14 protein-coding genes are annotated in these 14,009 nt (G+C 65.9%); 6 read left to right on the top strand and 8 right to left on the bottom strand.

Features of this window, described 5'->3' with window-relative positions; all coding sequences use genetic code 11:
• Positions 1-215: 215 nt before the first annotated feature.
• Positions 216-593 (top strand): hypothetical protein, encoded by a 378-nt coding sequence (locus tag IAG39_RS25755; RefSeq protein WP_054450052.1) that lies wholly within the window; start codon positions 216-218, stop codon positions 591-593.
• Between the two features lie 115 nt (positions 594-708).
• Complete coding sequence (locus IAG39_RS25750; protein ID WP_118932862.1) at positions 709-1,266, top strand: GNAT family N-acetyltransferase; 558 nt, start codon at positions 709-711, stop codon at positions 1,264-1,266.
• 110 nt (positions 1,267-1,376) lie between these two features.
• Here IAG39_RS25750 and IAG39_RS25745 read toward each other — a convergent pair whose 3' ends face one another.
• Entirely contained in the window at positions 1,377-2,549 is a 1,173-nt protein-coding gene (locus IAG39_RS25745; protein ID WP_118932861.1) for a vWA domain-containing protein, read from the bottom strand.
• A 42-nt stretch (positions 2,550-2,591) separates the two neighbouring features.
• Complete coding sequence (locus tag IAG39_RS25740) at positions 2,592-3,473, bottom strand: AAA family ATPase (protein WP_118932860.1); 882 nt, start codon at positions 3,471-3,473, stop codon at positions 2,592-2,594.
• 176 nt (positions 3,474-3,649) lie between these two features.
• Between IAG39_RS25740 and IAG39_RS25735 the strand changes: the two genes are divergently transcribed.
• Positions 3,650-4,003: a c-type cytochrome gene (locus IAG39_RS25735; protein ID WP_013391872.1), complete on the top strand. Its 354-nt coding sequence runs from the start codon at positions 3,650-3,652 to the stop codon at positions 4,001-4,003.
• 12 nt (positions 4,004-4,015) lie between these two features.
• Entirely contained in the window at positions 4,016-4,378 is a 363-nt protein-coding gene (locus IAG39_RS25730; protein WP_054450058.1) for a c-type cytochrome, read from the top strand.
• A gap of 228 nt (positions 4,379-4,606) precedes the next feature.
• On the opposite strand, the gene IAG39_RS25725 is transcribed toward IAG39_RS25730, so the two are convergent.
• On the bottom strand, positions 4,607-5,032 hold the full coding sequence (locus tag IAG39_RS25725) for a DUF1841 family protein (protein WP_042796603.1): 426 nt from the start codon (positions 5,030-5,032) through the stop codon (positions 4,607-4,609).
• 203 nt (positions 5,033-5,235) lie between these two features.
• On the opposite strand from IAG39_RS25725, the gene icd reads away from it, so the two are divergent.
• On the top strand, positions 5,236-6,492 hold the full coding sequence (icd, locus tag IAG39_RS25720; RefSeq protein WP_054450062.1) for an NADP-dependent isocitrate dehydrogenase: 1,257 nt from the start codon (positions 5,236-5,238) through the stop codon (positions 6,490-6,492).
• A gap of 212 nt (positions 6,493-6,704) precedes the next feature.
• Positions 6,705-8,246, top strand: coding sequence for a methyl-accepting chemotaxis protein (locus IAG39_RS25715; protein ID WP_118932859.1), 1,542 nt, complete (start codon positions 6,705-6,707; stop codon positions 8,244-8,246).
• On the opposite strand, the gene IAG39_RS25710 is transcribed toward IAG39_RS25715, so the two are convergent.
• The 5 genes from IAG39_RS25710 to IAG39_RS25690 form a co-directional block, all read right to left on the bottom strand.
• Positions 8,224-9,123, bottom strand: coding sequence for a 4-hydroxy-tetrahydrodipicolinate synthase family protein (locus IAG39_RS25710; protein WP_059373791.1), 900 nt, complete (start codon positions 9,121-9,123; stop codon positions 8,224-8,226). The two genes, IAG39_RS25715 and IAG39_RS25710, sit on opposite strands and share 23 nt — an antisense overlap.
• Positions 9,124-9,126: 3 nt before the next feature.
• Entirely contained in the window at positions 9,127-9,450 is a 324-nt protein-coding gene (locus IAG39_RS25705; protein ID WP_223283219.1) for a hypothetical protein, read from the bottom strand.
• 145 nt (positions 9,451-9,595) lie between these two features.
• Complete coding sequence (locus tag IAG39_RS25700; RefSeq protein ID WP_118932858.1) at positions 9,596-10,372, bottom strand: TorF family putative porin; 777 nt, start codon at positions 10,370-10,372, stop codon at positions 9,596-9,598.
• A 116-nt stretch (positions 10,373-10,488) separates the two neighbouring features.
• On the bottom strand, positions 10,489-11,181 hold the full coding sequence (kdpE, locus tag IAG39_RS25695) for a two-component system response regulator KdpE (protein ID WP_059373794.1): 693 nt from the start codon (positions 11,179-11,181) through the stop codon (positions 10,489-10,491).
• Between the two features lie 12 nt (positions 11,182-11,193).
• Entirely contained in the window at positions 11,194-13,980 is a 2,787-nt protein-coding gene (locus IAG39_RS25690) for a sensor histidine kinase (RefSeq protein ID WP_187523933.1), read from the bottom strand.
• Positions 13,981-14,009 lie beyond the last annotated feature (29 nt).

Below are 14,009 nucleotides of genomic sequence, written 5' to 3'. Positions count from 1 at the left end.
ATGCGGAATGGCGAATTTCCGGGCTGATTTGAGGTATCCCGGCCTGCGGGTGTAAGCTTTTCAGGACGCAGTACCAGTTGCTGACGGGATGCGCGACAGCCCGCCCACAGGCTTCCCGTCCAACGCCAGACGCCGCCTTTTGCGCGGCGCCGGTGCTTGTCGTTCGCGCCTTCGCCGCCGGCATCCTGCCGGCGCACTTACCGGAGGAACGACCCATGCTGACCGAGATCGTCACGCGTGCCTTGTCCCAATTGACCGGCAGCCCATTGAGCGGCGACGGGATCAAAGGACAGTTTCAGTACGCCTATGCCAGTGATGACGGCCAATTCGTGGCCATATTGACCCATGACATGACCACCTATGTGGTGGACTTGAGCACACAACGATATTTCGCGGAGTGCGGCGGCTCGCCACGGGGCTTCGCCGGGCACGTGCTGGAAATGGAAGGCGCGGCGGCGCGCAGCCATCCCTGGCCCGCCGCCAACGATCTGTTCGACCTGGATATGGATGCGGATGAGCTTGCATGGCGCAACTGCCCCGGCTTGCGTGGCGAGCCGCCCGCCGCCCGATCTGCTGAGAGCCGCGCCGCCTGAGAGTGGCCAGAAGCGGCAAGATCCAATTGAACCGGCGGCTCCGCCGGTTTTTTTTGTCCGTAGCGGCCGCGGACCCAATAGCCGCAAGGCTGCGCGGGTCGCTACAATTTGCGCCATGACTACGCACGCCGAAACCCGCGCGCCGGATGGCGCAACCCTGGTCGATTGCACGCATGAGCGTCATGCCGACCAGATACTGGCCATATTCAACGACGCCATCGTCAATTCCACCGCGCTGTACGACTACAAGCCGAGGCCGCGCGAGGCGATGCAGGGCTGGTTCCAGACCAAGCGGCAGGGCGGTTTTCCGGTGCTGGGGTACGAGAACGCGGCCGGCGAGCTGATGGCCTTCGCCAGCTACGGCACCTTCCGCGCCTGGCCGGCCTTCAAGTATTCGGTGGAGCATTCCGTGTACGTGGACGGCCGTTTTCGCGGACTGGGGTTGGGCGAGGCGCTGATGCGCGAGCTGATCCAGCGGGCGCGCGTCAATCAGGTGCACGTGCTGGTCGGCGGCATCGACGCGAGCAACCAGGGCAGCATCCGCCTGCACGAGAAGCTGGGCTTCAAGCATGCGGGCACCATCCGCGAGGCAGGCTTCAAGTTCGGACGCTGGCTGGATCTGGCGTTCTACCAACTGACGCTGGATACGCCGGAACAACCTGTGGATGGATGAACACCCGTTTACCCATCATCGCTGTCGGGAACGGGTCTTGCCATCGCGTGATGGGTTGCGCGCGACGGGCTTCGGAGTTCTTGCCTGGGGACTCTCGCGCTACACCCATCCTACTTCGATAGCACGCGCATGGCCTGTTCCAGACCGGCGACCGTGACGGGGTACATGCGGCCCTGCATGATGTCGCGCATCAGCGCGATGGACTGGCGGTATTGCCAGGACGCGGTGGGCTCGGGATTGAGCCAGACCGATTGGGGCCAGGCGTCCAGCAGGCGGCGCATCCATTCGGCGCCCGGCTCCTTGTTGTAGTGTTCGACCGAGCCGCCCGGCTGCAGGATTTCGTAGGGGCTCATGGTGGCGTCGCCGACGATGATCAGGCGCCAATCCGGGTTGTACTTGCGCAGCACGTCCCAGGTGTCGAAGCGTTCATTCTGGCGCCGGCGGTTGCTTTGCCACAGGCTTTCGTACGGGCAGTTGTGGAAGTAGTAAACCTCCAGGTTGCGGAACTCGCTGCGCGCCGCCGAGAACAGTTCTTCGACGCGTCCGATGTGGTCGTCCATGCTGCCGCCCACGTCCAGCAGCATCAGCACCTTCACGGTGTTGTGGCGTTCGGGGACCATGCGCAGGTCCAGGTGCCCGGCATTGCGCGCGGTGCTGGCGATGGTGTCGTCCAGGTCCAGTTCCATCTCGGCGCCTTGCCTTGCGAAGCGCCGCAGGCGGCGCAGCGCCACCTTGAAGTTGCGCGTGCCCAGCTCGACCTGATCGTCGTAGTCCTTGAACTGGCGCATGTCCCAGACCTTGACCGCGCTGCGGTTGCCGGCCGAGTCGCCGCCCACGCGTATGCCCTCGGGGTGGTAGCCGCCATTGCCGAAGGGCGAGGTGCCGCCGGTGCCGATCCATTTGCTGCCGCCGGCATGGCGTTCCTTCTGTTCCTCCAGGCGCTCCTTGAAGAGCTCCATCAGCTTGTCCCAGCCGTGCTTTTCGATCGCGGCTTTTTCTTCCGGGCTCAGGCTTTTTTCGAACTGCTTGATGAGCCAGTCCAGCGGAATTTCCTTGCCTGGGGGCAGGGCGGCCGCGATGCCTTTGTAGTAGGCGCCGAAAGCCTTGTCGTAGCGGTCGTAGAGCGCCTCGTCCTTGACCAGCGTGGCGCGCGCCAGGAAGTAGAACTGGTCCAGCGTGGGCGCCATGAGATCCTGGCGCAAGGCGTCCACCAGGGTCAGGTATTCCTTGACCGAGACGGGCAGCTTGTGCGCCCGGAGATGGTAGAAGAAGTCGATCAGCATTTGCGGGCTGCCGGTAGTTGCTGGCGGAACGTTGCTGGTGGATCAGCGGCGCTGGCTGCCGCGTGTCATGGCTGCCAGGCGTTCCAGCAGGTGCACGTCCTGTTCGTTCTTGAGCAGCGCGCCGGCCATCAGCGGCACGGCCGTGGCCGTGTGCGCGTCGATCTCGGCGGCGGTCGAGCCTTCGGCCAGCAGCAGGCGCAGCCAATCCAGCAGTTCGGACGTGGACGGCTTTTTCTTCAGGCCCGGCGCGTCGCGCAGCGAGAAGAAAGTATCCAGCGCCGCGCGCAGCACGTCCTGCTTCAGGTGCGGATAGTGCACGGCCACGATGTCGCGCATGGTCTCGCGGTCGGGGAAGCGGATGTAGTGGAAGAAGCAGCGGCGCAGGAAAGCGTCGGGCAGGTCCTTTTCGTTGTTGGACGTGATGATGACCAGCGGACGATGCCGCGCCGAGATGGTCTCGCGCGTTTCGTACACGTGGAATTCCATGCGGTCCAGTTCGCGCAGCAGGTCGTTGGGGAATTCGATGTCGGCCTTGTCGATCTCGTCGATCAGCAGGACCACCGGCTCGGCCGACTGGAAGGCCTGCCACAGCGTGCCTTGCACGATGTAGTTGCGGATGTCGCGGACCTTTTCGTCGCCCAGCTGCGAGTCGCGCAGGCGCGACACCGCGTCGTATTCATACAGGCCCTGGTGGGCCTTGGTGGTGGACTTGATGTGCCACTGCAGCAGCGGCCGCCCCAGCGCGCGCGCCACTTCCTCGGCCAGCATGGTCTTGCCGGTGCCGGGTTCGCCCTTGATCAGCAGCGGACGCTGCAAGGTGAGGGCGGCATTGACGGCGAGTTTCAGGTCATCGGTGGCGACATAGTTGTCGGTCCCGTCGAAGCGGTCTGGCGAGGCGGAAGTAGCGGACTGGGCTGCGGACATGGTCTGATGGCTTCTGAGATTTGACGGTGATCAATACCATGGTAAAGGTATTAATCCTGAGCAATTATCGTACAATCAGGCGGTTTTGCTTTGGGTTCGACCCGCAACGTGTTTGCCGAGGGCCTTTTCGTGTGAGCAGGCCCTAGTCCTTAGCCATACCAAGAAGAGCCATTCCAATGAAGTTGCGAACCTCTCTGAAGTACACGGTATCCGTGTTGGCCGCGATGGCATCCTGTGCGATCGCCGGCCAGTCTGTTGCTGCAGACGCAGCAGTGGTCGGTAATGTCCAGAACGCCCGCGACAAGGTTTCCATGTGCATCGGTTGCCACGGCATCGAAGGCTACAAGGCAACGTTTCCCGAGCTGTACCACGTGCCGATGATCGCTGGGCAGAACGCCAAGTACATCGAAACCGCCCTCAACGAGTACAAGAAAGGCGCGCGCAGCCATCCCACGATGGACGCCATCGCCGGCAGCCTGTCCGACCAGGACATCGCCGATCTGGCCGCGTACTACTCGAATCTCAAGTAAGGGGGCAAACACATGAATCGCTACATGCTTGCCCTTGCGGGCGCGACCCTGGCCATGACGGGCGTTGCCGCCCAGGCGCAGGACCTGGCGGCCGGCAAGGCCGTCTTCGACAAATTCAACTGCGCTTCCTGCCACGGCGCCGACGCCAAGACGGCCGTGGATCCGGCCTATCCGACGCTGGCCGGCCAGCACGCGGACTACCTGGTCCACGCCCTGAAGGCCTACAAGCGCGGCGCCTCCGGCAGCGCGGCCACGGCCAACGTGCGCAAGAACCCCATCATGGGCGCGTTCGCGACCCAGCTGTCCGACCAGGACATCTCCAATGTGGCGGCCTGGCTGTCGGCGCAGCCGAGCGACCTGGGCGTGCGCAGGTAAGCCGGCCGGAACCGTTCCGCAAACAAGAAAGCCCTCAGTCGAGGGCTTTTCTTTTTCCGCCGGGCCGTCCCAAGGAAAAAAAGCCCCCTTGGGGGGCAGCAAGCCGAAGGCGCAGCGTGGGGGCTTTTCTTTTTCCGCCGGGCCGTCCCAAGGAAAAAAAGCCCCCTCGGGGGGCAGCAAGCCGAAGGCGCAGCGTGGGGGCTTTTCTTTTGGACGCGGGGGCGGCGCTCAGCGGCTGGCGCGCTGGCGGATCAGGTCGATGTAGGTGTCGCTGTCCAGCGGGGTACCCAGGCGCTGCGCTTCCCAGACCACCTGGCCCAGGCATTCCATGATTTCATGCGCGGCCTGGTGCGCGTCGCTGCGCGCCACCAGCTGCTGGTAGGCCTGCCGGATTCCCGGCGGATGGTCGATGGACAGCTGCTCTGCAATGGCCAGATGCATGGACAGGTGCAGAAAGGGATTGGTGCGGCCCTTTTCCACCGAGTATTCAGCCGTCATGGCCTCGGGGTTTTCGAGGTCGCCGTGGTACTCGGGATGTTCGATGATCCAGTCCAGCGCGATGGCCTCGAGCGGCGTCAGCACTTCGGAGGCGCGATGCTTGCGCCAGGTTTCGATAAAGAATTCGCGGACTTGGTCGCGTGAGGGATTGAACATCTGAAGGGGCTGAAAGGCGGGCTGGTGATGCATTATTTTACCGCCGCGCGCGGGCCGCCAGGCCTGCTGGCCTCTTTGCGATATAGAATTGGTTGCTATCGGCCATCCAGTGCGTGGTTCCTGAGGGCGATCTTCCCCGCTGGAACGGACGCTTCCCGATGCCGGCGCGTGCAGAAAAACCACTCGGAGCAAATGGAGCATTCATGTCCTACCAACATATCAAGGTTCCCGCTGGCGGCCAGAAGATCACGGTCAACGCCGATTTCTCGCTGAATGTGCCCGATCAGCCCATCGTCCCCTACATCGAAGGCGACGGCACGGGCGCTGACATCACCCCGGTGATGATCAAGGTCGTCGACGCGGCGGTGCAGAAGGCCTATGGCGGCAAGCGCAAGATCCACTGGATGGAAGTCTATGCCGGCGAGAAGGCCACCAAGGTCTACGGCCCGGACGTGTGGCTGCCTGACGAGACCCTGGACGTCGTCAAGGATTACGTGGTGTCCATCAAGGGCCCGCTGACCACGCCGGTGGGCGGCGGCATCCGTTCGCTGAACGTGGCCCTGCGCCAACAGCTGGACCTGTACGTCTGCTTGCGTCCGGTGGCGTACTTCAAGGGTGTGCCTTCGCCGGTGCGAGAACCCGAAAAGACCAACATGGTGATCTTCCGCGAGAACTCGGAAGACATCTACGCCGGCATCGAATACATGGCCGAAAGCGAACAGGCCAAGGAGCTGATCCAGTTCCTGCAGACCAAGCTCGGCGTGAAGAAGATCCGCTTCCCGAACACTTCGTCCATCGGCATCAAGCCGGTGTCGCGCGAAGGCACCGAGCGCCTGGTGCGCAAGGCCGCGCAGTACGTCATCGACAATGACCGTACGTCGCTGACCCTGGTGCACAAGGGCAACATCATGAAGTTCACGGAAGGCGGCTTCCGCGACTGGGGTTACGCGTTGCTGCAGAAGGAATTCGGCGCCACCCTGATCGATGGCGGCCCGTGGTGCAAGTTCAAGAACCCGAAGACGGGCCGCGAAGTCATCGTCAAGGACGTGATCGCTGACGCCTTCCTGCAGCAGATCCTGCTGCGTCCGGCCGAATACGACGTGATCGCCACCCTGAACCTGAACGGCGACTACATCTCGGACGCGCTGGCCGCGCAAGTGGGCGGCATCGGCATCGCCCCGGGCGCCAACCTGTCTGATTCGGTCGCCATGTTCGAAGCCACCCACGGCACCGCGCCCAAGTACGCGGGCAAGGACTACGTGAACCCCGGTTCCGAAATCCTGTCGGCCGAAATGATGCTGCGCCACATGGGCTGGACCGAAGCCGCGGACCTGATCATCTCCAGCATGGAAAAATCCATCCTGTCCAAGAAGGTCACGTACGACTTCGCGCGCCTGCTCGAAGGCGCGACCCAGGTGTCGTGCTCGGGCTTCGGCCAGGTGATGATCGAAAACATGTAATCGACAGCGCGGCTCAAAAGCCGCCACGACGAAAGAACGCAAGGCAAGCGCGCCTTGCGTTTTTTTTTATGGGCCTTGCGTTAGATCAAGCGCCCCGCGCAGTCTTGGTGGAAACCCTGGTGCTGTCCCTTATTCTGACGGAACACATACATAAACCGTCACATTCTGCCTTGATTGGTTTCATTGGCCGGGTGAAGAAGGATGAGAGGACTATGAAGAATTCCAGCTTGCGCAGGGAACTGCTGTGGTTTGTGTTCGCAGTCGGCGCCGCCGTGCTGGCTTTGGGCTCCTGGGACGCCTGGGAGCGGCGCGCCGAGATGGTGGCCGAGCGCAAGACCGAGCTGCGCCACGTCCTCGATCTGGCCTCCAGCATCGTGCGCAACGGCAAGCAAAGCGTAGGCGAGGGCATGCCCCTGGACGAGGCCAAGCGCAATGTGGCGCGCCGGCTGGCGCAGCTGCGCTATGGCGAGGACGGCTACGTGGGCGCCTTCGGCGACGGCTACGACCTGCTGGTGCACCCCGATCCCAAGCTGGTAGGCACCAACGTCCGGGCCGTCAAGGACAGCGCCGGGCAGCCGATCTTCGAAAACCTCTATGCCCAGGGCAAGGCCGGCGGCGGCTATACGCGCTACCAGTTCCCGCGGCCGGGAACGGATCAGGCGCTGCCCAAGATCAGCTACGCCGCCTATGACGCCGATTGGGGCTGGTTGTTGTTCACGGGCTTGTACGTGGATGACGTCGACCAGGCGTTCCACGCCACCTTATGGCGCCAGGGCGGCGTGACGCTCGGCCTTCTGGTGCTGCTATTGGCGGCGGCGCTGCGCTTTTTCCGCAGGCACATCCTGGGTCCGCTGGACCAGGCGGTGGCGGTGTGCGAGCGCGTGGCCAACGGCGACCTGTCGGGCAGCGTGCCGCGCAATCAGCGCGGCGAGATCGGCCGCCTGTTCGACGCCTTGGCGCGGATGCAGCAACGCCTGGACGGGGCGGTGCGCAGCATCGTGCATTCCACGGCATCCATTGCCGCGGCCTCGCGGCAGATCGCGGCGGGCAGCATGGACCTGTCGGACCGCACCGAGAAGCAGGCCGCCGCGCTGGAGCAGACGGCCGCCAGCGTGGAGCAGATCACCGCGACCGCGCAGCAGAGCGCGCAACACGTGCGCGAGGTCAGCGCGCTGGCCGGCCAGGCAGCGCAACTGGCCCGGCAGGGCAGCGATGAAACGCAGCACGCCATCGACGCCATGCGCGAGATTTCGCATAGCTCGCAGCGCATCGACGAGATCATCCGGCTGATCGACGAGATCGCGTTCCAGACCAACATCCTGGCGCTGAACGCCGCAGTGGAAGCGGCGCGGGCCGGAGAGCAGGGCCGGGGCTTTGCCGTAGTGGCGGGCGAGGTGCGCGCGCTGGCTCAGCGCTCGGCCACCGCCGCCAAGGAGATCAAGACGCTGATCGAAGCGTCGGCGGATTCGGTGGCACGTGGCAGCCAGCGCGTCGAGCAGGCCAGCGCGACGATGGGCAACGTGCTGGAATCGGCCGCCACCAGTGCGCCGTTGATGGGGGAGATCGCCACGGCCTCGGCCGAGCAGAGCGTGGGCATCGAACAGATCAACCAGGCCGTGACGCATCTGGACGGCGTGACGCAGCAGAACGCCGCGCTGGTGGAAGAGTTCGCCGCGTCGGCTGGCGCCCTGCGCGATCAGGCGGGCGAGCTGGCGAACGCGGTGTCCGTCTTCAAGCTGTCTGCAGCCGGCTAGGCGAGCCCTGCACCACGCTCATGGCCCGCTGCAGGCGCTGCCCGAGTTCACGGCTGGCGCTGGTCATGGGCATGCGCAACTCGTCGGTGATCAGGCCCTGCATCGAGAGGGCGCGCTTGATCGGCGCGGGATTGGGTTCGGCAAACAGCAGGCGGATCAGGCCGCGCAGAGGCTCAAAGAGTTCGCGCGCGGCCTCCGCGTGACCGTCGCGGGCCAATTGCATGACCTCGACATAGCGCTCGGGATAGATATGCGCGGCGGCGGGGATGGCGCCGAGGCCGCCGGCCAGGAAGTGGTCCAGCAGGGCCAGGTCCTCGCCGCATAGCGGGGTCAGCGTGCCGCGCCGGTTCAACGCCGCCAGCACCGCGGGATTGCATTCCTTGACAGCGCTGAAGTTGGGCAGCGCGGCCAGCGCCTCCATGGTTTCGACCGTCATGGTCACGCCAGTGCGCTTGGGGATGTTGTACAGGATGATGGGCCGCTGCGTGGCCCAGGCGATCTGGCGGTAGTGCCACAGTATGCCGGCCTGCGACGGGCCCAGGTAGTAGGGCGGCGGCACCAGGTAGCCGGCCGGCTGGTACTTGTCCAGGCGCCGGATCGCGGTCGCGACGCCGCGCGTGTCCACGCCGCCGGCGCCGAACACCAGCGGCAGCGCGTGCGGGTCGCTCGATACGGCTTCTATCATGTCGATCTTCTCCGGCACGCTCAGCAGATTGCCTTCGCCCGTGGAACCGAACAGCACCAGGCCCGCGATGCCGGCGTTGCGGTAGTAGCGGGCCAGCGCCTGTGCGGCGTCCAGGTCCACATAGCCGCCGCGCATCGGCGTGACCATGGGCAGCCAGATGCCTTCAAATGCGGTCTTGCGTGGCGCGTCCATGGCTTACTGCCCCATCATCGCGTACGCGGGAAGCACCGGGCCGAACTCGGCGCGGGGCAGGCCCGACATCACCGCGTGCATCAGCGCATCCAGTTGTTCGCGTTCGCATTGCAGTTGCAGCACGCTTTGCGCATGGGCATGGTCCACCGACAGCATGTAGACGCCGATGCGCTCGCCCAACGCGCGGTGCAGCGCCAGGCGCACGTTCAGCGCGTCCAGCGTGTCTATCCTGATGGTCAGCGCGACCCGTTCGTTGCGGGCGTGCGTAGGCTGCGCGGGCAGGAAGTCGGGCATGGGGGCGTGGCAGGCTTGCAGTCGGGGGATCATGACGGGTAGCGGGGCCGGAGGCGCCGCTTGCGGCGTTCCGGGGATCCGGTTGGTTGATGACGGTTCCACTATAGGAAGCGCGCCGTAAATCCTGCCGATAAAAGCGGACGCGGCGCGTAAAAAACGCGTCAACGCCCGGGCGCTCTCAGAACGTCTTGGTCAGCGACAGCAGGCCCGTCGCGCGGCCCATGTCGCGGCCGCGCGTATTGGTGTAGACGGCGCGGTCGGCGTTGGTGTCCAGGTAGGCCAGCGACACCGACAGGCCTTGGCCGAAGTCCTTCGTCAGCCCCAGCTTCCAGTCCGTGTAGTTGCCGTTGTCGACGTTGCGCACCAGTTGCCGGCCCACGTGCGCGTTCACGGTCAGCCCCCAGACGCCAGTGTCGAAGTTGCCGGACAGGTCGAAGTATTGGCTGTGCTTGCTGTCGGCGAAGCCGAACAGGTTGGTCAGAGAAATGGAGTACTTGAACATCAGCGGCCCGTAGCCGATGCCGGCGTACAGCTCGGTGGTGTCCGGGCTGGTGTAGCCGGAGGGGTAGTCGCCAGGGTAGTAGTACTGCAGGACGCCCAGGTCGACGGGCACGTCCTGCGCGAGATTGCCCTTGTAGCCGCCGTAGAAGTCCATTTCGACGGGCGCGGACACCTCGCTGTTGCTGTCGTTGAGCCAGCTGATGCTGGAGTTCCAGTTGCCCAGGTAAAAGCCGCTGGAGTGGGCCAGGTCGAATCCGCCCTGGATGGCTGGCTTGTTATTGCTTTGCATCAGGCCGCGGTAGCGGTACTGGCTGGCCAGGGTGAGGTTGGCCGTCAGCGTGAAATCGGAAGCGGCGGGCGCTGCGTCGGCGGGCGCATCGGCGGCCAGCGCGTTGCCGGCTTGCGCGGCGGTCAGGGTCAGCAGCGCGAGCGCGGCCAAGGTGCGGCGGGGCATGAGGGGCTCCTAATGTTGGATCGGACCGCAACAATAGGAGGAACGGCATAAAGGCCGAGACAAGACTTGCGGGCTGCGCGTAAACGCGGCGTCAATGCGCGCCCGCTACTCGCGCTTCAGCCGGCGAAGCGATAGCCCACGCCGATCTCGGTCAGCAGGTAGACGGGCTGGGCCGGGTCCGCTTCCAGCTTCTGGCGCAGGTGGCCCATGTAGATGCGCAGGTAGTGGTTGCTTTCCACGTGCGACGGTCCCCACACCTCGCGCAGCAGTTCGCGGTGCGTCATGACCTTGCCGCGATGCGCCAGCAGCGCCGCCAGCAGCCGGTATTCCATCGCGGTCAGGTGCACGTGTTGGCCGCCGCGTTCCACCACGCGCTTGGCGAAATCCACGCGCACGTCGCCGAAACTGATCTCGGAAGCATTGCCCGCGCCGCCCCTGGCGTGCCGCCGCAGCAGTACGCGCAGGCGCGCCAGCAATTCGCTGACGCCGAAAGGCTTGGTCAGGTAGTCGTCCGCGCCGGCGTCCAGCGCGGCGACTTTGTCGGCTTCGGCGCTGCGCGCGGACAGCACCAGCACCGGCACCTCGGTCCAGCCGCGCAGCTCGCGGATCAGGGTCATGCCGTCTTCGTCGGGCAGGCCCAGGTCCAGCACCACCGCGTCGGGCTGCCGGGTGCCGGCTTCGATCAGGCCGCGTTTGACGGTTTCGGCTTCGTGCACGACGCAGCCCTCGCTTTCCAGGGCCTGGCGCACGAAGCGCCGGATGTTGGCGTCGTCTTCAATGATCAGGACGGTAGGCTGGTAGTCGAACATGCGTTGCGGCGTTCAAGGGGTTTCGGATTGGATCGGGGGTGGCGCGCCCAGGGGCAGCGTGAAGACGAACTGGGCGCCGGATTCCTGGCCCGGCGCGTGTTCGACCCAGATTTTCCCATGGTGCGCGGCGATGATGGCCTCGCATACGGCCAGGCCCAGGCCGACGCCCGGCGTGGCGGACTCGCGGTCGCCGCGCGTGAATTTTTCGAAGATGCGGCGCTCCGCGCCCGGCGGCACGCCCGGCCCGTTGTCGCTGACTGCCACGCGCAGTTCGCCCTCGTGTACGTCCGCGTGCAGGCGCAGGGTGCTGCCGGCAGGCGTGTACTTGGCCGCGTTCTCCAGCAGATTGCACAGCACGCGCTCGATCAGAACGCCGTCGCATTCCACCAGCGGCAGCTGCGACAGGCTGTCCACGGTGACGCGGTGCGCGGCCAGCGGTTCGCGCATGGCGGCAAGCGAGGCGCCGACCAGCTCCTCGATGGATTGCCATTCCAGCCGCAGCGGCGTGTCGCGGTTCTGCAGCCGCGCCATGTCCAGCAGATTGACCACCAGCGCGTGCATGCGCTGGGCCTGGTCGCGCATGGCGCGGACGGTGTCGTGGATGTCGGGCGGCAGCGTCGCCTGCTGGCGCATCAGCGTGTCCGTCATGCCGACCAGGCTGGTCAGCGGTGTGCGCAGATCGTGCGACACGGCCGCCAGCAGCGAGTTGCGCAGCTTCTCGGATTCCATGCTGACCAGCGCCTGCTGCGCCACTTCCACGTAGTGCAGGCGTTCCAGCGCGATGGCGATCAGGGTGGCGTAGGCCTCGATCTGGCGGCGCGAGTCGGGATTCAGGAACAGGCTGCGGCGCGGGGCGGCCAGCGCCAGCACGCCGCGGGTGCGCATCGGCGCCTTCAGGGGCAGGTACAGCAGTTCGCTGTTGGACAGGGTGGAGGTGCCTGCGCCGGCGGGTTGTCCGTGGTCGTAGACCCATTGGGCCAGCGCGGATTCCAGCGGCGGCATGTCGTCCGCCGCGGGAGACGCCAGCTTCAGGCGGTCGTCCATGCCCAGAATGTACAGCGCGCAGCGCGAGCCGAAGGTGGCATGCACGAAGGCGCTGGCCAGGGTGACGATCTGCTCGGGCAGCAGCGCGGACGACAGTTCGCGCGCGAACTCGTAGAGGCTGCGGGCATCGGCCTCGCGCTTGACCGAGGCCTGCGCCTGCAAGCGCAGGCCGGCCGTCAGCTGGCCGATCAGCAGGCCCACCGACAGCAGCACGCCGAACGTCAGCAGGTACTGCACGTCCGATACGGCGAAGGACGCCAGCGGCTGCACGAAGAAGAAATCGAACAGCCCTACGCTGATGACCGAGGCCAGCGCCGCCGGTCCGCGCCCGTGACGCAGCGCCACGGCCACCACCGCCAGCAGGAACAGCATGACGATATTGGTCTGGTGCAGCGCCGGGAAGGCCAGCATGGACAGCGCGGTGGCGGCGGCGCAATAGCACAGCGCCCAGGCATAGCCCGCCAGCGGCCGCGCATTGCGCTCGTCGGCGGCCTGGCGCGTCCGCCGGCCCAGCGTGAGCGGGTCGCGTCCCGGCGCGGACGCGGCCGGCAGCGGCGGCGCGCCCAGGCGGATGATGTCGATTTCGGGGCAGCCCGCGGCCAGCATGTCGGCAAAGCTGTGGCGCCGCCATAGCCAGCCCAGCGAGATGGCCGCAGTCAACACGGCGGACAGCGACAGTCGCAGGCGCTGCAGGCCGCTGGCGCGGGTGCGGCCGATGATGGCCTTGGTGATGTTGTGGCGGCGCACGTAGCGCACCACGGCGTCGACCATGTCGCCGCCGGCCAGGGTTTCGCTGCGCGCGCCGAGTGAATCCGCCAGGGCCAGGCTGCGCTGGATCCGTTCCTGTTCGGCCTGGGGCGGCGGGGCCGCGCGCGGCGTGTCGATGGTGACCACGTGCAGATCGCATTCCAGCTGCTGGCTCAGGCGGTGCGCGCTGCGGATGACGTACTCGGCGTCCACGTCCGGACCGATGCAGGCGACCACCGCTTCGCGCGTACGCCACACGGGTTCGATGGCGCGGTCGCGGCGATAGGCCTGGACGTCGTCGTCGACGTGGTCGGCGGTGCGGCGCAGCGCCAGCTCGCGCAGCGCGATCAGGTTGCCCTTGCGAAAGAAATTGCGGCTGGCGTGGCGGGCCTGTTCCGGCAGATAGACCTTGCCTTCCTTCAGTCGGCGCAGCAGCTCGTCGGCCGACAGGTCCACCAGAATGACTTCATCGGCCGCGTCGAAGACCTCGTCGGGCACGGTCTCCCAGACGCGCACGCCGGTGATGCTGCCCACCGCTTCGTTCAGGCTGTCCAGGTGCTGTACGTTCAGCGTGGTCCAGACGTCGATGCCGGCCGTCAGCAGTTCGTGGATGTCCTGCCAGCGCTTGGCATGGCGCGAACCTGGCGCGTTCGAGTGCGCCAGCTCGTCCACCAGTACCAAGTCGGGATGGCGGGCCAGCGCGCCGTCCAGGTCGAATTCCTTCAGCACGTGGCCGCGGTACGGCACGTCCTTGAGCGGCAGGACGGGCAGGCCTTCCAGCAGCGTGGCGGTTTCGCGCCGGCCGTGGGTCTCGACGATGCCGGCCAGCACATCGGCGCCCTGGGCGGCCTGCGCGCGCGCCGCCACCAGCATGGCGTAGGTCTTGCCCACGCCGGCCGATGATCCGAAGTAGACGCGCAGCTTGCCGCGCACCGCCTGGCGCGCGGCGTCGTCCAGGGTCTTCAAGAGCGCGTCGGGGTCGGGACGCTCGCCAGCGATATCAGCCATGAACGCGCAGTAGGTGTGAGGGAACGGCT

The sequence above is a fragment of the Achromobacter xylosoxidans genome (assembly GCF_014490035.1).
Taxonomy (GTDB): domain Bacteria; phylum Pseudomonadota; class Gammaproteobacteria; order Burkholderiales; family Burkholderiaceae_B; genus Achromobacter; species Achromobacter bronchisepticus_A.
Note: the sequence above shows the minus strand (reverse complement) of the source record. Positions and strands in the feature narration are given on the sequence as shown.